Source organism: Sphaerobacter thermophilus DSM 20745 (assembly GCF_000024985.1).
GTDB lineage: Bacteria > Chloroflexota > Chloroflexia > Thermomicrobiales > Thermomicrobiaceae > Sphaerobacter > Sphaerobacter thermophilus.
Genome location: NC_013523.1, coordinates 2,407,039 through 2,429,485, shown reverse-complemented (window position 1 = coordinate 2,429,485; position 22,447 = coordinate 2,407,039). Strand labels below are relative to the sequence as shown.

Sequence of the window (22,447 nt, the reverse complement as noted above, 5' to 3'; positions counted from 1 at the left end):
CATCCGCCGGGGTGACGCCGTAGGTGCCGCGGCGTGTGTCGATCTACAGGATGCGGTCGGCGGCGGCGGTTGCGCACATCTTGACACGGCCCTCATCGGCGTAGGGGACCGTGAACAGAGCCAGGCCAGGGAACCGCATACTCGACCAGAGCGAGATCTTGAGGTTCTTGCGGCGCATCTCCTGGATCTCATCGAGTGGGATCCGGTAGCGGAGGATCGGACCGTACCGCAGGGTCAGCGCCTCGTCGTCCAACTCGTACCGCATCGTCGGAATCCAGGCAGCGAGCACCAGCAACGGGATCGCGAAGAGCAGGCCGATGCCCACATTGACCAGCAGTATCGGGAGCGGGATCTCCCCGGCGACGGGGAGCAGCGGCGCTACCATCAGGACGACAATGCCGACCGCAACGGCGACGAGCCATGCCCCGGGACGGTCGCGGCCGGAAGGTGACAACCGCGGTATCGCGCGACGTCGTATCCACGGGCATCGGTCCCCCCTCTCGGTCGGCGGGAATACGGCGCTGGTGGCTTCCGCGTGGCGGATGCAGCCGCGTCAGGTTGCCCCGCGGGCGAGGGCGCTGGTCACCGGCTTGCCCGCGATACGGCGTGTCGGCGCGGAGCGCCCGATACGGCGCGTGGCTACGTCTGGGTGAAGCTCAGTTGGTAGAGCATCAGGTAGACGAGCCAGCCGGTCACGACGACGTAGAGCCACAGCGGCAGTGTGACCCGGGCGATGCGCCGGTGTTTGGGATACTGGCGGGTGAGCGCCCGGTAGAGCGTGATGAGCACCATCGGTGCGATCACCGTCGCCAGGATCGTGTGGCTGATCAGGATGATGAAGTAGACGACGCGTACCCAGCCTTCACCGGTGAAGATCTTGGTCTCGATCAGGAAGAAGCGCGCGACGTAGACAACCAGGAAAAGCCCGGCGAAGACCGTCGCGGTCAGCATCGCCCGCCGGTGTCTGTCGATGTTCCCCCGGCGAATGAAGTAGTAGCCGAACAACAGGGAGATACCGCTGATGACGATCAGCGTCGTGTTCAGCAGGGGCAGCCAGGTCTCCATTGGCCCGGTCCTTCCTCTCTCCTCGGCGCGGTTGATCCGTCCCTCCCCGTCCCGGTCAAAGTCTACGCGATCCTTCGCGCATCTGCTGCACCCTGCCGTGCCCTCAGCGCCCTCGCCGGTAGCGTCGCTGACGGCGGTTTCCCTCCCCTGTGCCGCGGCTCAGCCGCACCTGGGCGCTGGCCTCGTCCAGCAGCGGCTGGAGCACAGCGATCATCCGCGCCAGTCGCTCGCCGACCTCCCGTGCCAGATCCTCCGTGAGCGGCTGGTAGGGGAGGAGCGTGAAGAGGTGACCCCAGGAGGGCGTCCAGCGCTCGAGCTCGACGTCCGGCCCAAGCTCGTGCTTGATCTCGACGATGTGGCGGTCGAAGAAGCCGATCAGGGCCTCAGTGCTCTCCGGGCCGTCTTCGAAGTGCAGCCCGATCTCGATGTGGTTGTCGCGGGCGTTGGTCCAGACCTCGTAGTGCAGGCGCGGCTGGCCGTAGTGGAGCTTGACGAGGTTCATCGTGGCATAGGTCTGGAAGGAGGCCAGGTCTCCGGGCAGCGCCGCGCGGGTGTGGGCCACGACGTCGTGGAAGAACTCGCGCCGCGTCAGCCGCGTCGTACTCGCCATGGTCCTGACAGCTCCCTCCTCGCCTGCTGCCCTCGAGCCAATCTTAGCGAAACGACGCCGGGGCGGGATTGATGGGATTCGACGAACTACCGGGGTACACCGGAACCGGCCGCGGTCTGTCATCCTGAGCGAAGCGAAGGATCTCGCGTTGGACCGACCACGCACCCGAGAGATCCTTCGGCTCGGACGGAGTCGCCGGGGGCGGCTCTCGCCGCCCCGGCTCCGTTCAGGATGACAGCAATGGCGAAGCGGGCTGCCGGCGGGTGCGATCTCACAAACCGTCCCCTCGCGTGTCGTACTCTGTAGGGAGCAGCCGATCCCGTCGGAAGGGGCGAACGGAGTGACCGACAGCGCGGGGAGCACGCGGGGCACGGTCTTCGAGGATCTGGTGACGCGCCATCAGGCGGAGATCTACGCCTACATCTACCGGATGGTTCGGCATGACGGTGAGGCGCAGGATCTGTGTCAGGAGACCTTCCTGCGCGCGTTCCGAGCATTCAGCGGTCTCCAGGGCACGCCGAACTACCGCGCCTGGCTCTACCGGATCGCGACCAACACGACGCTGAACGCCCTGCGCCGGCGGCGTACCGGCGAACGAGCCGCGGCAACGTTGACCCGAGCGCAGCCGGTCGCGGTCGACGGCGACCCGGCGGGGGATCTGGACCGGCGCGATCTCCTCGACCGGATCGAGGCGGCGATCGCGGCGCTGCCGGTGAAGCAGCGGCTTGCTCTGACCCAGCGGCGCTTCCAGGGCCTCGGCTACGCTGAGATCGCCGAATCCCTCGGGATGAGCGAGGACGCTGCCAGGGCGAACGTCTACCAGGCGGTGCGGAAGCTGCGCGCACAGTTCGCGGCGGAACTCGAAGAGGTGGGGCTATGCAGGAACTGAGCTGCAAGGACGTCGTCGATCGCATCCCGGCCCTGGTCGCCGGGGACCTCGGAGCGGAGGCCGTCGCGGCGATCGACCGGCACACTGCCACCTGCGCGGCGTGCGCGCGGGAGGTGGCGCAAGGCCGCGCGCTGGCCGGCCTGCTCGACCAGATGGCCGAGCGGAGCGCCGTCGCGCCGCCGGGCGGAAGCCTGCTCGACACCCTGCCGATCGTGGCCTATGACCGGATCGACTCCCCGGTCGGCCCGCTCCTCGTGGCCGTGTCTCCGCGCGGGCTGTGCCGCGTGGACTATGGCGGGACCGAGGCGGAGATCGTGGCGTGGGCCGAGTCGCAGAGGCTGGTGTCCCGGCACGATCCGGATGCGGTGCGCCCCTACGCCACCCAGCTCCAGGAGTATTTCGCCGGAGCGCGGCAGCACTTCGACCTGCAGGTCGATCTGGCCGCCGTGTCGCCCTTCACCCGCCGCGTGCTGGAGGCCACGGCGCAGGTCCCCTTCGGCCGGTTGGTGACCTACCGGGACATCGCGCGCATCATCGGCCAGCCGGGGGCCACCCGTGCCGTCGGCAATGCGCTCGGCAGCAACCCGGTGCCGATCGTCGTGCCGTGCCACCGCGTGGTGCGCAGCGACGGGACGATCGGCGGCTACACCGGCGGACTGGCCATCAAGTGGCACCTGCTCGCGATCGAGGGGGTCACCCTCCCGACGGTCTAGCACGAGGGCGGGTAGTGTGAGGATCCCCGACCGGTGGCGTGTGCCCCGAGGCGGGTGGCGCGAAGGGGCCCACGCGGCGGCACGTGCCCGGGGGGTTACCCCCGGGCTGACAACGAAAGCCGGCTGAAGCCGGCTATTTTGAGTGCGGCGGCCTGAGCCGCCGCATTGGTATCGAGCGGCACCAGCCGCGCGCCGGGGTTGGTTCCACGCCGGCGTCGGCACACGGCATGGGTGGCGCGAGAATCCCCACGTCGTGGCGCGTGCCCGGGGGTAAACCCCCGGGCTGACAAGGCGAAGCCCACTGAAGGGGCTAAGGACGCTATTCCCAGCGGAATGCCGGATCGGATCCGCCTGTGCGTGGCGATCGAAGCCCCTTCAGTGGGCTTTCCATAATTATCAGCCCGGCGGCTTTAGCCCCGGGCCCTAACCGAATGGCGCGAACCCAACGCCGAGATGTGAGCCTGCTGCCCCCAGCCCGCTTCAGCGGGCTTTCCTTGTGAGCCCGGGGGTTTACCCCCGGGCACGTGCCTGGTACCGGGATCCTCACACACCTGCCCCGGGGCACGCGCCACGCATTGGAACCCTCACACCGCCTGTTCCCGGGCACATGCCACCGCGGTGGCCCCATGCTACTCATCAAATCCATCCCCCGGCCCATGCCGACCGCTTGCACCCCAATCATCCGCCGAGCCCTGGGGGTTGACAGGCGATCTATCAGGTGTTAGAAATACCTGACAGGTGATGGGTGGAATGGACAGATGACGGACAGGGAGAAGACGCCGCCAACCCTCACCGGAGACGAACTCCTGCGGGTGCTGGCGGCCCTGGGCAATCCACACCGGCTGCGTATCGTGGCGACCCTCGTGCGGGGGCGGCAGTACGTCAGCCAGCTCGCGCGCGAGGTCGGCATGAGTCGCCCGCTGCTCTACATGCACCTGCAGCGACTCGAAGCGGCAGGGCTGGTAACCGGGAGCCTCGAACTGTCCGAAGACGGGAAGGCCATGAAGTACTACGAGGTTGCGCCGTTCGTCGTGCATCTGACGCCCGAGGTGATCGCTGAGGCGGTGCGCACGCTCACGGACGGCGAGAGTGAGGAGCCCGGCGTGGCTCGGGGCACGAGAGGTACGGGTTGATGATGGATCCAAATCAGGCTGCCTGGTCCGGCACAATCTTCGTGATGGTGATGTCTGCGCTCGGTGTGGCGCTCCTAATTGTGCTCATCTGGCAGATCTTCGCTACTCAGCGGGCACGCGCGGTATTGACCCGTGAGGACGAGTATCGCAAGCTAGCGGAACGCGCCACTGTGGCCCAGGAGCAGGCGGCACAGGGTTTCAGCCGCGTCGCGACTGAGTTGGAGGATCTCCGCGCGCGGGTCGCGGGGATGGAGCGTGTGCTCAAGGAGGTGGAGTAACGCGTGTGCGGGCGGCCGCATCGTGCGATCGAGAAGGGAGCGACCACGTGGTTGCAGAGCGACGAAGCGACACATCGGGGACCGCCACGATGCCGTCGCCCAGCGAGACGCAGGAGCGGCACGCCCGTGCAGACTCCGCGCGGGGGCACCGTTCGAGGGTTGCCTTCCGTATCCTGGCCTGGCTCTTCGTGGGGTGCGTCCTGGTTCAGGTGCTGATCGCCGGGCTGGCGATCTTCGACACCCCGCTCCGCTGGAGCTGGCACGAGAACTTCGTGCACTTCTTCGAATACCTGCCGCTCATCCTCTTGGTGCTGGCGTTCACCGGCCGGATGCCGCACCGGGTACGTTGGCTGTCGTTCGGTGCCTTTGCCCTGATCGGCTTGCAGTACGCCTTCATCGGGATGGCACGCGATTGGAACATGCCGGTGATCGCGGCGCTCCATCCCGTGAACGCGCTGCTGATCTTCTGGGTGGCACTGTTCCTCGCGCGGTCGGCCCGACCGGCATGACCGTGGGCACACCCGCGCGCTGACCTCCAGGTAAAGTCGCTATAATGACGGTGTCGCCAGCCGATCGACACCGGAGCCGCGATGCGCAACTTGCTCGGCCGCCTCCTCGACCGACCGCCGCGAAGCCTGACCACGATCGCCCAGTTCTGGGACGTGGAGCTGCTCGGGCGGGAGGCGCACGAGGACATCGGGCGGCTCTACCGGGTGCTGACCGATCCCTGGTCCTTTGCGCTTGCCTGGGAGTCCCTGCCGCCGCTGGAGCGCGCAATCGTCGCCTCGCTGGCTAGCGACGACGCGGCCGCCAGCGTTGAGGAGATCGCATCGCGGGTGGACGCGCCGCCGGACGAGGTGCTGCCGGCGCTGCGCCGGCTCTACCGCGCAGGTCTGCTCTACCAGGAGCAGCCCCGCGAGGAGCCGGGCCTGACGCCGACCCCGGAGCGCTTCTTCCTGCCGCGCGAGCTGGCGCACCTGACGCAACGGCTGCAAGCGGAGCGCAAGCGCGGCCTGCCGCGGGAGCAGGATGCCGCCGCGCTGCTGGAGTGGTTCGACGACGCGGAGCTGGCGGCCATCGCGCAGCAGCTCGGCTATCGGGTCATCCCCGCCGTGGCGATGCGGCCGGAGCTGGTGGCCTACGTCGCACCTCGCATCGGCAACGCCGACGTGATCCGAGACTCGGTCCGGGCGCTGGACCCGACCGCCGCACGGCTCTGGTCATGGATCACCGAGCGCGACGGCATCGCCGATCCGATCGCTGCGCGGCAGGAGCTTGGCCTCTCGATGCAGGCGCTCCGGCACGCCCTCCACGCACTGGAGCGGCGCGGGCTGGTGTGGCGCGGCTACGACGCCGACGGCGCGCTCCGCGCCGTGGTGCCCGACATCGTGCGCCGGCCGACGCGCGCCCCGGCCGCACCGCCGCCCCCGCTGGTGGCGGTCGACCCGGCACTGGTCGAGGTGCCGGAGTGGGTACCCGTCGCCGCCGCGGCATGGGATCTCCTCACGCTGCTGCGCGATGTCGTCGCTGGTCGCGCGCGCTGGCGACGGGGCGAGCGCGGTGGCACGGGGCTGCGGCACCTGGCCCCGCGGCTCTGGCTGCGCGCGGGTGATCTGCCGCCGACCGGCTACGTCTCGTTTCTCGTGCGACTCGCCGAGGCGGAGGGCCTGCTGGCCCCGGCCGGGGGCGGGGTCGTGGCCGACCGGCTGCGCGCCTGGACCCGGCTCGACTTCCCGGCCCAGATGCGGCGTCTCGTCGCCCACTGGCGACAGGCCGCCGAGTGGCCCGAGGGCGACGAGCGGGACGCGCTCCAGGTGTGGGGCGGCGACTGGCCCGGTTTTCGCCAGCACCTGCTCCAGGCGCTCGGCGCGCTCGACCCGGAGACCTGGTACACGCTGGACTCTGTCACCACGCGCTTCGCTGCCGAGTTCCCCAATGCTCTCGGGGCGCATTTCACCGCCGCTGCCAGCTATGAGGCGGGGGAGGAGTCGCCCGAGGCGCGACGCCGCGCCGTCGTGCGGCTGGCGGCGGCGGTCACGCTCACCACCGCCGGAGCCTGGCTGGGGTTGATCGAGGTCGCACGGGCACAGCGGCGCGGCACGGTGCTGCGCGTGCGCCCGGATCTCGGCTGGCTGGTGGACGAGTCGCTCGACCCGCCCGAGGAGCCGGCGCTTGGCGGGCAGACGCTGGTGGTGCAGCCGAACTTCGAGGTGCTGCTGCTGCGTCCGGCGCCGCGGCACGTCTGGGCCCTGTCGGCTTTCACCGCGCTGGAACGGCTCGACCGGGTCACGATCTACCGGCTCACCCGCGAGAGCGTGGAGGACGGCCTGGCGAGTGGCCTGACGCTGGAGCGTATGGTCCGCTACCTGGAGCAGGAGAGCGGCGAGCCGCTGCCCCAGGCAGTGGCCTACGCGATGGCGGAGTGGGTGCGCGAGTACCGGCGGGTCCGGGTGCGGCGGGCGCTGCTGCTCCAACCGGATGACCAGGGGAGCCTGGATGAGATCGAGGCAGCGCTGCGGGCGGGCGGGTTGCGGGTGGAGCGCCTGACCGGGGAGCGGCTGCTCGTGCCGCTCCCGGCCGGCGACGAGGCGGCGACCGAGCGGGTCGAGGAGATCCTTCGCGAGCTGGGCCGCACCCCCCAGTGGCCCGGTGGCCGCGACGGGTAACGACCTCGGCTCACGGCCCCATTTGCCGGGGTACGGGTGATGCGGCGCCGCGCGAACGCGGCGCGGAGCATCTGTCATGGAAGGTCAGGGAGTCATGGCGGTAGGTTCGGCGTATCTCCGCGGAGCGCGGATCGTGGTCATCGGGGCGGGCGCAGTCGGGTCCGTGGCCGCGTATCGGTTGGCGCAAGCGGGAGCGGCGGTCACGGTGGTCGAACCGCGCTTCCCGGGTGCCGGGACGACAGGCAACTCCTTCGCCTGGTTGAATTCGTTCAACAAGACCCCGCGGCACTATCATCGGCTCAACGCGCGCTCCATCCGCGACCACGCGGATCTCGCACGGGAGCTGGATGGGGACTGGGTGCACATCGACGGCGGCTTGCACTGGTGCTATGCCGACGACGCAGAGCAGGTGCAGCGGCTGAGGACCGTGACCCGGCGTCTCCACGAATGGGGCTACCGCATCGAGACCGTCACGCCGGAGCAGGTGATGCGGGAGCTGGAGCCCGACCTCGTCATCGACCCGGATCGCGTCGAGGAGGTGTTCTACACGCCGGGCGAGGGCTGGCTCAACGGCGTCGGGCTGTGCCATGGTGCCCTCAGTGCGGCCGTGCGCCGCTACGGCGCGCGCCTCGTGCAGGATACGGTGGTCGACCTGAGCGGGCCGGCTGGTGCGATCGACACGGTCGTGCTGGCGGGAGGAGAGCGTCTGGGCGCGGACGCCGTGATCAACGCCGCCGGTCCTGATGCCGGACGCATCGCCGCCATGGCTGGTGTCGATCTCCCCGTCTCGCGCCAGCCGGGGTTGCTGGTCACGACCGAACCGGCGCCCGTCTCGCTCAAGCGGGTGATCCACGCGCCGGAGGGGAACCTGCGCGCGGATGGTGGCTGGCGGATGTTGATCCAGCGTACGAACTTCGACCAGCTCGTCGAGTCGGAGCAGCCGCTGGATGTCTCACATCCGGTCTGCCAGGAGTCCGTCGATCACCTGGCGACGATCGTGCCGGGGCTGCGGGGCATCCGCGCCGAGAGTGCGCGCATGGGCGTGCGCCCCATGCCGAAGGATGGGCACCCGATCGTCGGCTTCGACCCTGCGGTCAACGGGCTGTACCACCTCGTGATGCATAGTGGTGTCACGCTGTCTGCGACGATGGGGAACCTCGTCGTCGAGGACTTCCTCCAGACCGATCCGCCCGAGCTGGCACCGTACCGCCCCGCACGGTTCACGAGCGGCGCGCCGCTGTCGTACGCCGGTTCTGAGGAGTAGTGCCACGTCGGGGTTCGTGCTGCGGTGGCTGATGACCGAAGCCGATCCACCCCACCATACCTGTCATCCTGAGCGGAGCCGGGGACGGCGGGTAGCCGTCCCCGGCGGCTCCGTTCGAGTCGAAGGATCTCTGGGGGATGGCCGCTCCCGCGCGAGATCCTTCGCTTCGCTCAGGATGACGGCGAACGGGCGACAGAGACGGCTCTGCCGCCCCCGGCTCCGCTCAGGGTGATATGAGCTCGGCAGCGGGGTACGAGCGGGTGTACCAGTTTTCCTGTTCAATCCCCATCAGCCGCCGCTCTGCTCGTGGGCGGCGCGCTCGGCGCGGATGAAGAGGAGGGCGCGCAGGGCGGCTTCCTCGGGGCTGAAGGAGACGACGTTCGCCAGTGAGACGCCGTCCTCGTCGAAGGCCATGCAGGCGTAGTCGTCCGGGTAGCAGGAGATGACGACGCTGTCGGCGTCCTCACGCAGGAGGGCGATCAGGCGTGCCAAGCTCGGCACCAGCACCTCGCCCTCTTCCAGTGCCCGCGGCGGGTCGCCCGCCAGCTCCAGTTCGCCGTCGGCGCGGAGGATCCACTCGCCCGGCTCGGGCGTGAGGGTCGACAGGAGCCGGCGGCCCGGGCCCTTGCACACGCGGATATAGGGCACCGGGACGCCCTTAATCCGTGCCTGTCGCCGGGCGCGGCCGGGGGTGATGCCGGCCTCGTCGAACGCGATCGGCCTCGACTCCATCGTGCTCCTACTTTCCGACTATCGCTGCTGCGCCGGGGCACCGCGGTGCATGGCCGGCGGTCGTCGGCTGTATTCTGCCCGCTCGGGGCAGGCCGCGGCTACGCTGACCCCTTGACAACGGGGCGACGCTGGGTATCCTTCCCGTGGTTGTGAAAGCGATCACGCGTCCGAAGCGGATGATCGCCTTGACACAATCGGCGCGACCCTTCATCCTACCCACGGCAACCGCGTTCCTCCATGTGGTGGCAGCGAGGAGCGGTTGCGTCCTGTGTGTCTGCCACCAACAACACACCAAGGGCCGAGTGGTCAGCCCCAGGGAGGTCCTGGATGCACGCTGAAGTGACGACAGCTGATCAGTGGGTGCAGATCAACTCGGGGCTCATCTGGTTCTGGGCCTTCGCCGCTTGCATTGTCGTCTTCGCTGCCAACCTGCTCCTCGCCCACGCGATGATCCCCTCGCTGGTTTCGACCCGCCAACTGCCGCAGCGAGTAATGCGCGTCCGCCCCGTCTTGTATGTCATTTCCCTGATCTTCCTCGTCGGGGCTATCTTCTCGCTGGCGAACATCGTGGGTAGCTTGTCGGTCCTGTTTGATCTGTACGAGAAGGTGTGGATCTAGGATATCCCGAACCGGTCGCGTGGCCGGCATGAGGTGCGCGGATCCGGAGCGCGGAGCGGAGCGGAGCAAGAGGGATGCGACGATATCTGCGGCCTGTGGTGTTCGGGCTGGTCGTGCTGGTGCTACTGGCCATCCCGGTGGTAGCAATCCTGGCCCGGAGCTACTTCCTGAGTCCGACGGCCCAGCCGGCGAAAGCTCAGCCGATCGCCTTTACCCACCCGTTCCACGTGAACACCCTCGGCCTCGACTGCACGTTCTGCCACCGCACCGCCACCACGCAGGCTTCAGCCGGGGTCCCGGCGCTGGAGCAGTGTATGTTCTGCCACCGGGTCGTCCCGACCACCAACAAGCCCAACCTGGAGCGCCTCGTCCAAGCCTTTGAATCCAACACGCCAATCCAGTGGAACCGGGTGCATCAGATGCCCGACCACGTCAAGTTCGTCCACTCCATGCACATCAACGCGGGATTTGACTGCGCGACCTGCCACGGTCCGGTGGAGGACATGGCGACTGTCAGCCAGTTCCGTGATTTGCGGATGGGGGACTGCATCGACTGCCACCGGCAGAACAACGCCCGGACTGACTGCGCGGTGTGTCACTACTGATGCGGAAGGGTGCGATGCGAAGGCGAGATTTCCTTAAGTTAGTCGCGACCTCGACGACCGGCGCGGTCCTGTTCACCGGGTGCGGCATCGGCGATGGGGACCCGGAGCGCGAGTTCAAGATCGAGAGTCCGGTTCTCAACCCGGTGGACCTCGTCTTCGGGCGCGACAACTGGTACGCCACGGCTGCGGGCGAGTGCGGGCTGATCGTCAGGGTCTTCGAGGGCCGCGCCAAGAAGGTGGAAGGAAATCCCGACTTCCCGACCAACCTCGGCGCGTCCGATGCCCGCGCGCAGGCTCTGGTGCAGGAGGTGTACCACCCGGACCGCATCGCCCAGCCGCTGCGGCTCAGCGGGGCGCGTGGCTCCGGTGAGTACCAGAACGCGAGCTGGGAGGACGTGCTCACCGAGCTGGGCAACGACGTCAACGGCGCTCGCGGAGCGACGCTGGTGATCACTCCGCCGCTGTCCGGCCCGATGGGGCAGGTCGTCAACGAGTTCGTCCAGGCGGTGGATGCCGAGCACGTCACGTACGAGCCGGAGGATCGCATCGTCTTGCGCGAGGCGGTGCGGCGCGTCTTCGGCACCGACACCCTGCCGACGCTCGATCTGGCGAACACCAACTTCCTGGTCAGCTTCAGCGCGGACTTCCTGCACACGTGGATCTCTCCCGTGCAGTTCTCCCGCCAGTACGGCGAGTTCCGCCAGGGTCGTGAGGATGTCCGCGGGACCTACTGGCATGTGAGTTCGCGCATGGATGGCTCGGCGGCCAATGCGGACCGCTGGCTGCCGATCACCCCGGGTACGGAAGGGCTCGTCGCGCTGGCGATGGCTCAGGTCATGGTCTCGGAGGGGCTGGTGGACCGGGCCGTGGCCGAGCAGGTGTACAGCGGGATCTCACTCGACCAGTACGCACCGGATGCGGTGGCCGAGACCGCGGGGATCAGCGCCGAGCAGATCACCGAGCTGGCCCGGCGCTTCGCTGAGGGCCAGCCGAGCGTCGCCATCGCCGGGAGCCTGGCAGCGGCCCACACCAACGGGTTGTTCAACCTCACCGCCGTGTTCGCGCTCAACTATCTGGTGGGGAGCGTCGGACAGGAAGGCGGAATCATCCTCAACCCGCCGCCGCCGTTCGAGTCGGATGTGCCGGGGCCGTCGTCCGGCCTGCCGTACAGCGACTGGAGCGGCGTGGTCAACGACCTCAACAGCGGCCGCTACCAGCTCGTGATCGTCTACGGCGTGGATCCGGTCTACGGGCTGCCCGAGGCGCTCGGGCTCCGGGAAGCGCTGGCCAACGCCGGCAAGGTCGTGGCGCTCTCCAGCTTCCTAGACGACACCACGCTGCAGGCCGACCTGATCTTGCCGGTGCATACCACGCTGGAGTCGTGGGGCCTGATCGCGCCCGACCCGGGGCCGGGGTTCCAGGCGGTCGCGCTGCAGCAGCCGGTGGTCAACCCGTTCGTGGACAGCCGGGCGGCGGGGGACATCCTGATCGAGGCTGCCACGGCGGCCGGAGCCTCGCTGCCGTGGCCGACCTACGAGGATGCGGTCCGCGCCGCAGTCGATTCGCTGCGGCAGCTCAACCGGGGGAACATCGACGCGCCGGATGCCAAGCAGTACTTCGTGATGGCGCAGGCGCAGGGCGGCTGGTGGGACACCAGCGAGACGGCCGAATCGGCGCCGGACGCGCCGGAGACGCCGACCCCTGCCGCGCAACCCGAGTACGCCGGGGATCCGGGCCAGTTCCCGCTCTACCTGCTGCCGTTCCCGTCCAACTCGCTCGGGTACGGCGAGACGGCGAACCTGCCCTGGCTGCAGGCGCTGCCCGACCCAATGACGTCGGCCGTCTGGTCGTCGTGGGTCGAGTTGAACCCGACGACAGCGGACCGGCTCGGGGTGGACACGGGCGACGTGGTGCGACTGGTCACGCCGCGCGGGAGTGCGGAGGTGCCGGTGTACGTCAACCCGGCGGCGCATCCGGACGTGGCGGCGGTGCCCATGGGCCAGGGGCACACCGATTTCGGACGCTACGCGAAGGGGCGGGGGATCAACCCGCTGGATCTGGTGGAGCCGGCGACCGAGTCGGAGACCGGGGCGCTGGCGTGGGCCGGGACCCGCGTCCGCGTCGAGACCACGGGGCGCAAGGTGCGGCTTCCGCGGTTCGAGGGCCAGGTGCCCGCGTTCCAGCTGGAGGGTGCGCCGATCATCGAAGTCATTCCGTCGGAGCACTAGGCCGCACGCGCGACAGGAAGCCCGAGAGGAGTTTCGATGTCACCACGGTGGGGGATGGTAATCGACCTGGATCGATGCACGGGCTGCCAGGCGTGCGTCGTGGCCTGCCAGGCGGAGAACAACATCCCGATCAATACCGAGGCGGTCTACCTGCAGCACCGCGCGATCGAGTGGATCCGGGTCGAGCGCTATTGGGATGGGGAGTATCCGAACATCAAGGCGCGCTATATCCCGGTGCCCTGTATGCACTGCTCGGAGGCACCGTGCGAGCCGGTCTGCCCGGTGTACGCCACCTACCATACGCCTGAAGGCATCAACATGCAGGTGTACAACCGGTGCATCGGCACCCGATACTGCGCGGTCAACTGCCACTGGCACGTGCGCTTCTTCAACTTCTGGGAGCCGAAGTGGCCCGAGTCGCTGCAGAACCAGCTCAACCCGAACGTCTCGGTCCGCAGCCGTGGCGTGATGGAGAAGTGCACCTTCTGCATCCAGCGCATCAATAATGCGGAGCAAAACGCACGGCTGGATGGAGGCCGGCCGCTGCGCGACGGTGAGGTCAACACCGCTTGCGCCCAGGCGTGCCCGACCCGTGCCATCGTCTTCGGCGACCTGGACGATCCGGAAAGCCAGGTGGCGCAGATCGCGAACACGACCACCCGCGGCTACAAGGTTCTGGCCGAGTTGGGGACCAACCCGTCGGTCCTCTACCTGAAGAAGATCGACCCCGAAGCGCCGGCGCACGGTGGCGCGGAATCCGCGTAGTCAGAGAGGGACTGGACGGAAAGCCATGGCGTCACACGAAATCACGGCGCACAACGGGCATCATCGTTCGCTCCCCCGCGTGTGGGAGCTACCTCCCCAGCAGATCGTCAGCGACGGGCTGCAGCGGATCCGCGCTGCCGGGTCGACCTACCGGCTGTTGCTCATCATCACGGCCATCCTCGGGGTGGTCGGCGTGGTGGCGCTCATCGCCGGCCCGGTTCTCTCCGGCTGGGGTGAGCGGCAGCCCTGGACCTACGTCGCCGTCACCTTCGGCTTCTTGATGTCGACCGTCGGTGCGGCCCCCTGTGTCTCGGTCGCGACCCGGTTGGTGCGCGGCCACTGGCGCCGGCCGGTGAACCGGCTGGCGGAGCTGTGGGCCGCGGCGATGATCGTGCCGCTGATCCTCTTCTTCCTCCTGGTCGCGCTGCTGCCCAACACCGAGGGGCGGCCGTCCCTCTGGTTCGGCTGGTGGGGCGCGCCCTGGCTGTGGGATAGCCTCATGATGATCGCCCTGGTCATCTGCGGCTATGCCTTCCTCTACACGGCGGCGCGGCCCGACATGGCGATCGTGCGCGACCAAGTGGACGGCAACCTCAACGGGCGCTTCGCGCGGCTGGCGCGCGGCTTCCGCGGCAGCACCCAGGAGTGGCGCACGGTCGACCGCGCTGTGGCCTACTTCGGCGCGCTCTACGTCCTCCTGTATGTCGGGACGATGACCCTGATCTCCGCCGACTTCATTCTGGCGCTGATCCCGGGCAACAACAGCGCGATCTTCCCGGCGACCTACACGGTGCAGGCGTTCGAGTCGGGCGTCGCCCTGACGCTGGTGACCGCCGGCGTGATGCGGGTCTGGGGCGGAGCGCGCGACTACCTGCACAAGGAGCAGTTCTTCGCGCTCGGTAAGCTGCAACTGGCGCTCGGCTTGCTCTGGTTCTACTTCCACTGGACCGAGTTCATCATCTGGTGGTACGGCCGGACGCCACGCGAGACGGCGCTGCTCAGACTGCTCTACTTCGACACCTACTTCGTGCCGTTCGCCGTCGCCTTTGCCCTGATGTTCCTGGCGCCGCTGACGGTCCTCCTCTGGAACCGGATCCGGGCCGGGGTCGTGGGCCCGATCGTGGTCGGTGCGCTGGTGCTGGTGGGGCAGGTCTTCGAGCAGATCCGCCTGTACTCGGCCAGCTTCTCGCCCAACAACATCTATGAGGGCGAGTTGACGGTGATCCCGCCGGCGTACGTGCCGGGGGTGCTGGACATTCTGATCCTTGTCGGCCTGATCGGTGGGGCTGTCTGCCTCGGGCTGCTGGCGCTCAGATTCGTCCCCTACCCGTCGATCTGGGAAGTCACTGGCGGCCTCTGGCTCCGCGCGAAGAAGCCGTTCCACAAGACCGAGGTCGTCGTGATCGGGAAGCCGGACTAAGGCCGGAAAGGGACGTGTGGAGGGACCATGCAGGAGCGACATAGCTTCAGCGACGAACGAATCATCCGTGACCTACTCCGGCCGGTCACGCAGACCTCGATGATGAACTGGGTCGGGTTCATCGTCCTGGGGACCATCCTTACCGCCTTCCTGTTCGCGGTCGCCTGGATGTTCTACTGGGGGATCGGCGTCACCGGGCTGAACCGAGCTGCCTTCTGGGGCTTCATGATCGTGAACTTCGTGTTCTGGATCGGTATCAGCCACGCTGGCGTGATGATCTCCGCCATCCTGCGCCTGACCCAGGCGGAGTGGCGCCGGCCGGTGACGCGGGCCGCTGAGGTCATGACCATGTTCAGCCTCATGACGGCTCTGCTCTTCCCGGTGATCCACACCGGGCGTCCGTGGCGCACGCTGTACTGGGCGTTCCCCTACGACTTCTGGCGGGGGATCTGGCCGGACGTGCGCTCGGCGCTGGTTATGGACCCGAGCGCGATCATGACGTACCTGACCGGTACGATCCTGTTCGTCTACATCACGACGATCCCCGACTTTGCCCTGCTGCGCGACCACTCCACCGGGTGGCGGCACAGCCTCTACCGGGTGCTGGCCCTTGGCTTCAAGGGCGAAGAGCGGCAGTGGAAGATGCAGATCATCACGGGCTTCCTGCTCGCGGCGATCATGCTCTCCATCTTCGTCTCGGTGCACAGTATCGTGTCCTGGGACTTCGCCTTCTCGCTCGACCCGGTGTGGCACTCGACGGTGTGGGCGCCGTACTTCGTTATCGGTGCGGTCCACTCGGGCGTGTCGGCGGTGGTGACGCTGATGGCGCTCATGCGCTGGCTGTTCAAGTTCGACAACTACATCCGGCATGAGCACTTCGATGCCATCGGCCGGCTGCTGGTCGTGGTGGCCACCACCTGGATGTGGTTCTTCCTGCTCGACATCTTCTTCGACCTGTGGCGGCAGGACATCGCCGACGATGCGATCATGCACATCCGCTTCTTCGAGTGGCCGTACCCGCTGCTGCTGGCGTTCGTCTGGATCTTCGGCTACTTCATCCCGGTGCCGATCTGGGCCTTCCGGCGGTTCCGCCGCAACATCAAGCTGATGTTCTGGACCTCGATCATGGTCAACATCGGCATGTGGGCTGAGCGGTACTGGTTGGTCGTGCCCGGCTTGCAGGCCAAGTACCAGTGGACGTTCTCCTGGCTCCCCTACCGTCCGGGGCCAGTGGAGATCACGCTCGTCGTCGGGTCCTTCGCCCTGGTCGGGTTCCTGCTGTTGCTGTTCGCCAAGCTCGTGCCTCCGGTGCCGGTTTGGGACGAGCTGGAAGGCCAGCACTTGGCGGCTGAGATCCAGGTCGGGAAGCGGACCGTCCCGGCGATCGTTCGCGAGTTCTAGGCGAGGAGCGGAGAGAAGACCATGGCTGTCAGGGGAGTGCTCGGCGTCTACAAGGACCTCGACACGGCGATCGCCGGCGTCGACGCCCTCAACGAGCTGGGTTACAAGCGGGATGACTTCGAGGTGCTGACCAACGCACCGTACCCGGAGGGCACCTTCGGCGAGGAGTCGGGGATGCACCGGCTGGGCCTGTTCCCGCTGGTCGGTGCCGCCTGCGGCTTCGCCGTCGGCCTGCTGATCACCGGGGCGACGCAGATGGCCTATCCGCTGGTCACCGGCGGTAAGCCGCTCTTCTCGATCCCCCCGATGATCATCATCATGTACGAGGGGACGCTGCTGGCTGCGGTGATCTTCACCGTGATCGGGATGCTCTTCGAATCCCGCCTGCCGCGGCTCGGCAGCAGCCTGTGGGATCCGCGGATCTCAAGAGGGTACATTGGGATCCTGGTCCATGCGCCGGAAGAGAAGGCGGACGAGGCGGCTGCCACGATGCGCCGCGCCGGCGCCGAGGACGTCATCCTTGAGGAGCGCCGCGTGCCGGCTCCGGCCCGGGCGCCGCAGCAGAAGGGAGCGCGCGCGTGATCTCCCGCGGCATCCACCCTGCCCTACGGGGGCGCGCCCGGCACCGATTGGTGCGCCGGGTGGGGATCGTCGCGCTGCTGATGGTGGCGGCTCTGACCGTAGCAGCCTGCAACTCGACCAACACCTATCCGATCGACTTCTTCAGCGAGATGCACTACACCGAGATGTGGCACTCGCAGGAGCCGCCGAACTTTGACTCGCCGCCGAGCGCGATCGCCTACAAGGGCGGGACGGTCAATGTGGGCGGCGCCGTCGGCACCGACGGGCAAATGGCGCGCGCTGCCAGCGCCGGGACCGGCCTGTTCAACACCCTGCCGGACTACACGGCGGAGGAGGCGGTTGACCTGGAGAACCCGCTGGAGCGCAACGAGCAGACCAGCCAGTTGGGCGCCCAGCTCTATGCGGTCAACTGCGCCGTCTGCCACGGCGCGGAGGGGGCCGGCGACGGCATCGCGGCTGCGCTGATCTTCCAGGCGAACAACCAGCCGCTGCCGGCCAACCTGCAGGAGCGGGTGCACCCGTCGCCGGTCGACGGCCAGCCCAAGGAACTGACCGACGGCGAGCTGTACCACGTGATCGCCAATGGCTATGGCGAGTTCATGCCGCCGTTCGGGAACCTGCTGACCCAGGAAGAGATCTGGGCGCTGGTCATCCACATCCGGGAACTGCAGGGCCAGTAGCCCGCACCCGGAACGCACCTCGCCGATCCGCGACGGAGGGCCACCCGGCCCTCCGTCGCCTGTCTTCGGCCCGGCTGTATCCGGCGCTGGCCCTGATCACCGCTCGCGGCGGTGGGAATGCGAGGAGGGTGTCATGGTCGAGCACTACGACGCGATCGTCATCGGGACCGGGCACAACGGGCTGATCGCCGCCGGATACCTCGCCCGGGCCGGGAAACGGGTGCTGGCGCTGGAACGGCGCCACATCATCGGCGGCGCCACCGTGACCGAGGAGCACTTCCCCGGTTACCACCTCTCCACCTGCTCCTACGTCTGCTCCCTGCTCCTGCCCGAGGTCATCCGCGATCTCGAGATGGTCCGCTACGGGTACGATGTCCGCCCGTTCGACCCGCAGTACTTCGTTCCCTTCCCCGACGGCCGCGTCTTCATGACGTTCCTCGACGAGCGCAGGACGCGCGAGTCGATCGCCCGCTTTTCGCGGCGCGACGCCGAGCGCTGGGGCGACTACTGGGCCATGTGGGACCGCATCATCGCACGCATGCGGCCGCTCCTGCTCGGCCCGGCCCCGACGATGGCCGATCTGGAGCGCGCCTTCGACGGTCCCCAGGGCGTGGAAGACCTGCGCACCCTGCTGATGAAGAGCATCGCCGAGGTGCTCGACGAGTGGTTCGAGAGCGAAGAGGTCAAGGCACCGATCGCCACCGGCGGCGTCATCGGCACCAGCCTTGGCCCCCGCTCGCCCGGCACGGCGTACATCAAGTTCCACCACCTGCTCGGGCAGCTCGGCGGCCAGTCCGGCGTCTGGGGCTTCGTCCGCGGCGGGATGGGCAGTATCGCCACGGCCCTGGCCGGCTTCTGCCGCGACCACGGGGTGACGATCCTGACCGACGCCGAGGTGGTGGAGGTGGATGTCCAGGACGGCGCGGCCCGCGGCGTGCGCCTGGCCGACGGCCGCCGCTACACCGCCAACGTCATCCTCTCGAATGCCGACCCGCAGCGAACTTTCCTCCGCATGGTGGACCGGCGCCACCTCCCCGCGTGGTTCGTCGACGCGATCGCGGCGATGAAGGTCGACGGCTCGGTCGTCAAGGTGCTGCTGGGGCTGGGCGAGCTACCGAATTTCACCGCCATGCCCGGCACCGACATCGGCCCGCAGCACACCGGCGCCATCGTGATCAATCCCTCGATCGACTATCTGGAGCGTGCAGCGGACGACGCCAAGTACGGCCGCCCGTCGGCCCGGCCGTTCATGGATGCCTACATCCAGAGCGCGACCGAGGACGGGCTGGCCCCACCCGGCAAGCACATCATGTCCCTCTTCGTGCAGTACGCCCCCTACAAGCTGGCCGAGGGAGACTGGAACAGCCGCCGCGACGAGATCGGGAAGAACATCATCGACACGCTGGCGGAATACGCCCCGAACATCTGGAACGCGATCGAGCACATGGTTGTGCTGGGCCCGCCCGACATCGAGGAGACGATCGGCATCACCGGCGGCAACATCTTCCACGGGGAAATCACGCCGGACCAGATGTTCGCGTTCCGCCCGGTGCCGGGGTGGTCCGGCTACGAGTCGCCGGTCGAGCGGCTGTACCTGTGCGGCTCCGGCGCCTGGCCCGGCGGCGCCGTCTTCGGCGCGCCCGGCCGCAACGCCGCCCTAGCTGCGCTGGCGGACCTGGAGAGCAAGTACGCGTAGGGGGCGGGTAGCCCTCGGCGTGGGGTAGACGACTTGATGGGCTCTCGGGCGCTCGCGCGGGCCTGGGATGGGTGGCGTGAAGATCCCAGCGCCCGGTTCGTGGCCAGGGGTAAACCCCCGGGCTGAAAACGAAAAGCCCACTGAAGGGGCTAGGGACGCTGCGTCCGGCAGGAAGCCGGATCGGCTCCACCCGCGGGTGGATACGGGAGCGCCTTCAGTGGGCTTCGCCTTCTCGGACCGGCGGCCTTAGCCCCGGGCCCTGGCCTGCGTGTGCGGATCCTCTCACCACCCGGTTGGCTCACCGTTCCTAGCCGTCTTCAGCCGGCTTTTTCTTGTCAGCCGGGGGTACCCCCGGGCACGTACCACGGCGTAGGGTCCGTCGCACCACGGCGCGGAGTCCCATGCCCCGCCGGTCCCGGGCACGTTGCACCAGCCGGGTCCATCGTGTTCGGGAGGCTCCAAGCCTCCCGGGATTCTTGGAGTACGGAGGCTCTGGCCGCCGCTTTGGTATCCGGCGGTCGCACCCGCCGCTTCCCCGCGTTGTTATTCTTCTTCTTCGGTTTCACCGAGAGGGCGTCGGACTTGCGAAGTAGGGAGCCGCCCGCTGCGTTCCGCAGGCGGCTCCGGGTGCGGTAGCCACAGTGTGTGGGCTAGGCTCACGCCTTGCTCCCCGCCGAGTGAGCGGTGGATTAGTGGTCGACGGTGCTGACGCGGGGCATGATCTCGCTCGCGATCAGCTCCAGCGCGGGGATGTCCTCCTGATCGAGCGTCTGTAGGAGGATCCCCTGGATGCCGACCGCCTCCCAGCTCTTGATCCGCTCGATCACCTCGTCCGGGGTGCCGACGAGCCAGTTGCGCTGGCGGAGGCGATCCGGTAGCTCCTCGACCGGCACCTCTTGCAGCGACGGGATGACTTGCTGCATCCGGCGGGCGCGCTCGCGTAGCTCGTCTTCATCGCGACCCACGAGGTGGGCCAGCATGATCGTGCGCTCGACGGAGTTCGGGTCCCGCTGGACGTCGGCGCAAGCGCGCTCGAACTCGGCACGGAGCGCCTCGTAGTCCTGCGGCGTCATGCTCGTCACGTTCCACTCGTCGGCATACGTCGCGATGATCCGCAGCGACCGCCGCCCCTTCCCGCCGATGACGAGTCGTGGCCCGCCCGGCCGCGCCGGGGTCGGACGGCAGATGGCGTCCTCGAGCCGGTAGTAGCGGCCGTCGAAGCTGACTCGCTCGCCGGTGTGCAGTCGCTGAATGACCTGGATCGCCTCGTCGAGGCGGTCGAACCGCTCGCGGATCGGCGGGAACGGGATGCCGAAGGCCCGGTGCTCAACCTCGTTCCACCCGGCGCCGACGCCGAGATCGAATCGGCCGCCGGAGAGGCGGTCGAGTGCCGCCGCGTTGCGCGCCAGTTCCACCGGGTGGCGCCAGGTGATGGGGGACACCATCTGGCCGAAGCGCAGGCGCTCGCTGCGCACGGGCACCACCGTCAGCGACGGCCACAGTTCCAGCGAGTCGCGCTCGCCCGAGGCGATCGTCGAGAACAGGTGGTCAGAGCGCCGGAGCCAGGTGAATCCGAGCCGGTCCGCTGCATCGATGATTGCCTCCCAGCGTTCCCAGGTCAGGCCCTCTTGGGCCTCGATCATGATCCCGAGCTGTACCACCAAGTGACCTCCCCTCGTCGTCGGTCCTCAATCGCTGGCGGACACACGCGGCCGGAGCCACCCGCGTGCCGTGTCGCGACGATCATCGCGCATCCGGGCGCGGTTGGCGAGCGGGGCGGCCGGAAAGCGCAGGTGGCTCTGTCACCGCGATGGGCGGATACCCTCGCGGGTCAGAGCCACCTGGCTGCGCGCCGGCGATGGCGCGCTGGGGGGCTAGATCAGGCGGGTCAGAGGAGGTTCGCCCTCGAGGTCGTCCAGGGTAATCTCCCCCTGCTCGATCCCGACGGCGCACTCAGGGCAGACCAGGATTGCCTCGGTCTGTTCCACAGCCGGATGAGCGCGCGAGAACGCGACCAGCGATGCCCGGGGTACGGTCCGCCCACAGACATCGCAGGATCCGACCTCGGAGCCCTTCGTCTCTCGGAGTCGATGTCGCAGATCTTCGTCAACCATGGGCTGGCCCTCTCCTTCCCCGGCGAACCGACCCGGCACATGCCAGTATGGATCGCGTGCATTCGAATGGTGTGACACTCCCCATGGGGGAGCTTACGAAACCGCTACAGTGTAGCCGGCCTGTTCCCGGCAGGGGCGCGAGCCACGATGCGGGTCGGAACGTCGGGGTCGCTCTGTCGCTACTGGGTCGCCGTAGCGCGACTGGCCGACCTGCTTCGCTCGCATGCGTGCGTCGGTCGAAACGGACCGATTCGTGCCTCGCCTTCCTAGCCGCGAGCAGTCCGCCCGGTGAGCCATGCAGGTCGCGTTCCACCAGGGGCGGGACACCTGGCGACTTTCGTGACGTGGGGGCAAGTGGTGGATCAGTCGGGGGTAAGTGGACCAGGGCGGGTGAGCGGAGTTGGAGCACGGCCCTCCCAACCCCGCTTACCCGTTGCTCAACGCGGGAAACAATGCGGAACCCGTGGTAGTCGACAGCTCTCGCGTCGCAGGATCCCATAACCCAATAGCCGGTCCTGTGCGGTGCCGAGGGATGGGCGGGGGACCCACGCGCGGGTGTGGTCTCGTTCGGGCCTACATGATCCCGGGAATGTTCAGGTTCAGACCACCGGTGATGGCGCCCATCTTTTCGGCGGCAAGCTGCTCGGCCTTGGCCATGGCGTCGTTGATGGCGGTCAGGACCATGTCCTCGAGGATCTCGATGTCGTCCGGATCCACGGCCTCGGGGTCGATCGAGACGCTCTTCACCGACCTCGTGCCGTTGACCACGACGCGCACCGCCCCGCCTCCGGCCGAGCCCTCGACCGTGGCCTCTTCCAACTCCTGCTGCATCTTCAGCAGCCGGTTTTGCATCTGCTGAAGCATCTTCATATTTGGTTGCATGCTTTGCTCCCTGGCCTCCCGGCGATGGTTGGTGAGGTGAGTATAGCACGCCGCGGTCTGCCGGCCGCTACCGGCACCCGATCCGGCAGGCCGTTGCCGACTGTCA

At 68.2% G+C, this 22,447-nt stretch carries 23 protein-coding genes; 16 read left to right on the top strand and 7 right to left on the bottom strand.

Annotated features, from left to right (window positions below; genetic code table 11):
• Positions 1–43: 43 nt before the first annotated feature.
• The 3 genes from STHE_RS10950 to STHE_RS10940 form a co-directional block, all read right to left on the bottom strand.
• Positions 44–385: a PH domain-containing protein gene (locus STHE_RS10950; protein WP_012872649.1), complete on the bottom strand. Its 342-nt coding sequence runs from the start codon at positions 383–385 to the stop codon at positions 44–46.
• A gap of 254 nt (positions 386–639) precedes the next feature.
• Positions 640–1,065 carry a DUF420 domain-containing protein gene (locus STHE_RS10945; RefSeq protein WP_012872648.1) on the bottom strand — a complete coding sequence of 142 codons (426 nt, stop codon included), beginning with the start codon at positions 1,063–1,065 and terminating at the stop codon, positions 640–642.
• Positions 1,066–1,168: 103 nt separating this feature from the next.
• Positions 1,169–1,675, bottom strand: coding sequence for a hypothetical protein (locus STHE_RS10940; RefSeq protein ID WP_012872647.1), 507 nt, complete (start codon positions 1,673–1,675; stop codon positions 1,169–1,171).
• A 340-nt stretch (positions 1,676–2,015) separates the two neighbouring features.
• Between STHE_RS10940 and STHE_RS18055 the strand changes: the two genes are divergently transcribed.
• The 7 genes from STHE_RS18055 to STHE_RS10905 all read left to right on the top strand — a co-directional run bounded on the left by STHE_RS18055 (position 2,016) and on the right by STHE_RS10905 (position 8,618).
• On the top strand, positions 2,016–2,564 hold the full coding sequence (locus STHE_RS18055; RefSeq protein ID WP_012872646.1) for an RNA polymerase sigma factor: 549 nt from the start codon (positions 2,016–2,018) through the stop codon (positions 2,562–2,564).
• On the top strand, positions 2,552–3,277 hold the full coding sequence (locus tag STHE_RS10930) for a methylated-DNA--[protein]-cysteine S-methyltransferase (protein WP_012872645.1): 726 nt from the start codon (positions 2,552–2,554) through the stop codon (positions 3,275–3,277). Before STHE_RS18055 ends, STHE_RS10930 begins: the two co-directional genes overlap by 13 nt.
• A 758-nt stretch (positions 3,278–4,035) precedes the next feature.
• Positions 4,036–4,410 carry an ArsR/SmtB family transcription factor gene (locus STHE_RS10925; RefSeq protein ID WP_012872644.1) on the top strand — a complete coding sequence of 125 codons (375 nt, stop codon included), beginning with the start codon at positions 4,036–4,038 and terminating at the stop codon, positions 4,408–4,410.
• Positions 4,410–4,688 carry a hypothetical protein gene (locus tag STHE_RS10920; RefSeq protein ID WP_012872643.1) on the top strand — a complete coding sequence of 93 codons (279 nt, stop codon included), beginning with the start codon at positions 4,410–4,412 and terminating at the stop codon, positions 4,686–4,688. The genes STHE_RS10925 and STHE_RS10920 overlap by 1 nt, the downstream gene beginning before the upstream one ends.
• A gap of 47 nt (positions 4,689–4,735) precedes the next feature.
• Entirely contained in the window at positions 4,736–5,197 is a 462-nt protein-coding gene (locus tag STHE_RS10915; RefSeq protein ID WP_148219966.1) for a DUF6220 domain-containing protein, read from the top strand.
• 81 nt (positions 5,198–5,278) lie between these two features.
• Complete coding sequence (locus STHE_RS10910; protein ID WP_012872641.1) at positions 5,279–7,354, top strand: helicase-associated domain-containing protein; 2,076 nt, start codon at positions 5,279–5,281, stop codon at positions 7,352–7,354.
• A 76-nt stretch (positions 7,355–7,430) separates the two neighbouring features.
• Positions 7,431–8,618, top strand: a complete 1,188-nt coding sequence (locus STHE_RS10905) for an NAD(P)/FAD-dependent oxidoreductase (RefSeq protein ID WP_012872640.1) — start codon at positions 7,431–7,433, stop codon at positions 8,616–8,618.
• A 288-nt stretch (positions 8,619–8,906) separates the two neighbouring features.
• Here the strand turns inward: STHE_RS10905 and STHE_RS10900 are convergent, their stop codons facing one another.
• Positions 8,907–9,350, bottom strand: a complete 444-nt coding sequence (locus STHE_RS10900; RefSeq protein WP_012872639.1) for a hypothetical protein — start codon at positions 9,348–9,350, stop codon at positions 8,907–8,909.
• A 327-nt stretch (positions 9,351–9,677) separates the two neighbouring features.
• Between STHE_RS10900 and STHE_RS10895 the strand changes: the two genes are divergently transcribed.
• From STHE_RS10895 to STHE_RS10855, 9 genes are all read left to right on the top strand, one after another.
• Entirely contained in the window at positions 9,678–9,968 is a 291-nt protein-coding gene (locus tag STHE_RS10895) for a hypothetical protein (RefSeq protein WP_012872638.1), read from the top strand.
• A gap of 74 nt (positions 9,969–10,042) precedes the next feature.
• Entirely contained in the window at positions 10,043–10,573 is a 531-nt protein-coding gene (locus tag STHE_RS10890) for a cytochrome c3 family protein (protein WP_012872637.1), read from the top strand.
• 14 nt (positions 10,574–10,587) lie between these two features.
• Positions 10,588–12,801, top strand: a complete 2,214-nt coding sequence (locus tag STHE_RS10885; RefSeq protein ID WP_148219965.1) for a molybdopterin-containing oxidoreductase family protein — start codon at positions 10,588–10,590, stop codon at positions 12,799–12,801.
• Between the two features lie 36 nt (positions 12,802–12,837).
• Entirely contained in the window at positions 12,838–13,566 is a 729-nt protein-coding gene (locus STHE_RS10880; RefSeq protein WP_012872635.1) for a 4Fe-4S dicluster domain-containing protein, read from the top strand.
• A gap of 25 nt (positions 13,567–13,591) precedes the next feature.
• On the top strand, positions 13,592–14,986 hold the full coding sequence (locus STHE_RS10875; RefSeq protein ID WP_012872634.1) for a hypothetical protein: 1,395 nt from the start codon (positions 13,592–13,594) through the stop codon (positions 14,984–14,986).
• 27 nt (positions 14,987–15,013) lie between these two features.
• A complete protein-coding gene (gene nrfD, locus STHE_RS10870) occupies positions 15,014–16,387 on the top strand; it encodes an NrfD/PsrC family molybdoenzyme membrane anchor subunit (protein ID WP_012872633.1) in 1,374 nt (457 codons plus the stop codon).
• A gap of 21 nt (positions 16,388–16,408) precedes the next feature.
• Positions 16,409–16,969 carry a DUF3341 domain-containing protein gene (locus STHE_RS10865; RefSeq protein ID WP_012872632.1) on the top strand — a complete coding sequence of 187 codons (561 nt, stop codon included), beginning with the start codon at positions 16,409–16,411 and terminating at the stop codon, positions 16,967–16,969.
• A complete protein-coding gene (locus tag STHE_RS10860) occupies positions 16,966–17,649 on the top strand; it encodes a c-type cytochrome (protein ID WP_012872631.1) in 684 nt (227 codons plus the stop codon). The genes STHE_RS10865 and STHE_RS10860 overlap by 4 nt, the downstream gene beginning before the upstream one ends.
• Positions 17,650–17,782: 133 nt before the next feature.
• Positions 17,783–19,345 (top strand): phytoene desaturase family protein, encoded by a 1,563-nt coding sequence (locus STHE_RS10855; protein WP_012872630.1) that lies wholly within the window; start codon positions 17,783–17,785, stop codon positions 19,343–19,345.
• A gap of 689 nt (positions 19,346–20,034) precedes the next feature.
• Here the strand turns inward: STHE_RS10855 and STHE_RS10850 are convergent.
• From STHE_RS10850 to STHE_RS10840, 3 genes are all read right to left on the bottom strand, one after another.
• The gene (locus STHE_RS10850; protein ID WP_012872629.1) at positions 20,035–21,006 is read right to left on the bottom strand and encodes a TIGR03560 family F420-dependent LLM class oxidoreductase; all 972 of its coding nucleotides are present in this window, start codon (positions 21,004–21,006) and stop codon (positions 20,035–20,037) included.
• 213 nt (positions 21,007–21,219) lie between these two features.
• A complete protein-coding gene (locus tag STHE_RS10845) occupies positions 21,220–21,459 on the bottom strand; it encodes a hypothetical protein (RefSeq protein ID WP_012872628.1) in 240 nt (79 codons plus the stop codon).
• A gap of 573 nt (positions 21,460–22,032) precedes the next feature.
• Entirely contained in the window at positions 22,033–22,341 is a 309-nt protein-coding gene (locus STHE_RS10840; protein WP_012872627.1) for a YbaB/EbfC family nucleoid-associated protein, read from the bottom strand.
• Between the last annotated feature and the right edge of the window lie 106 nt (positions 22,342–22,447).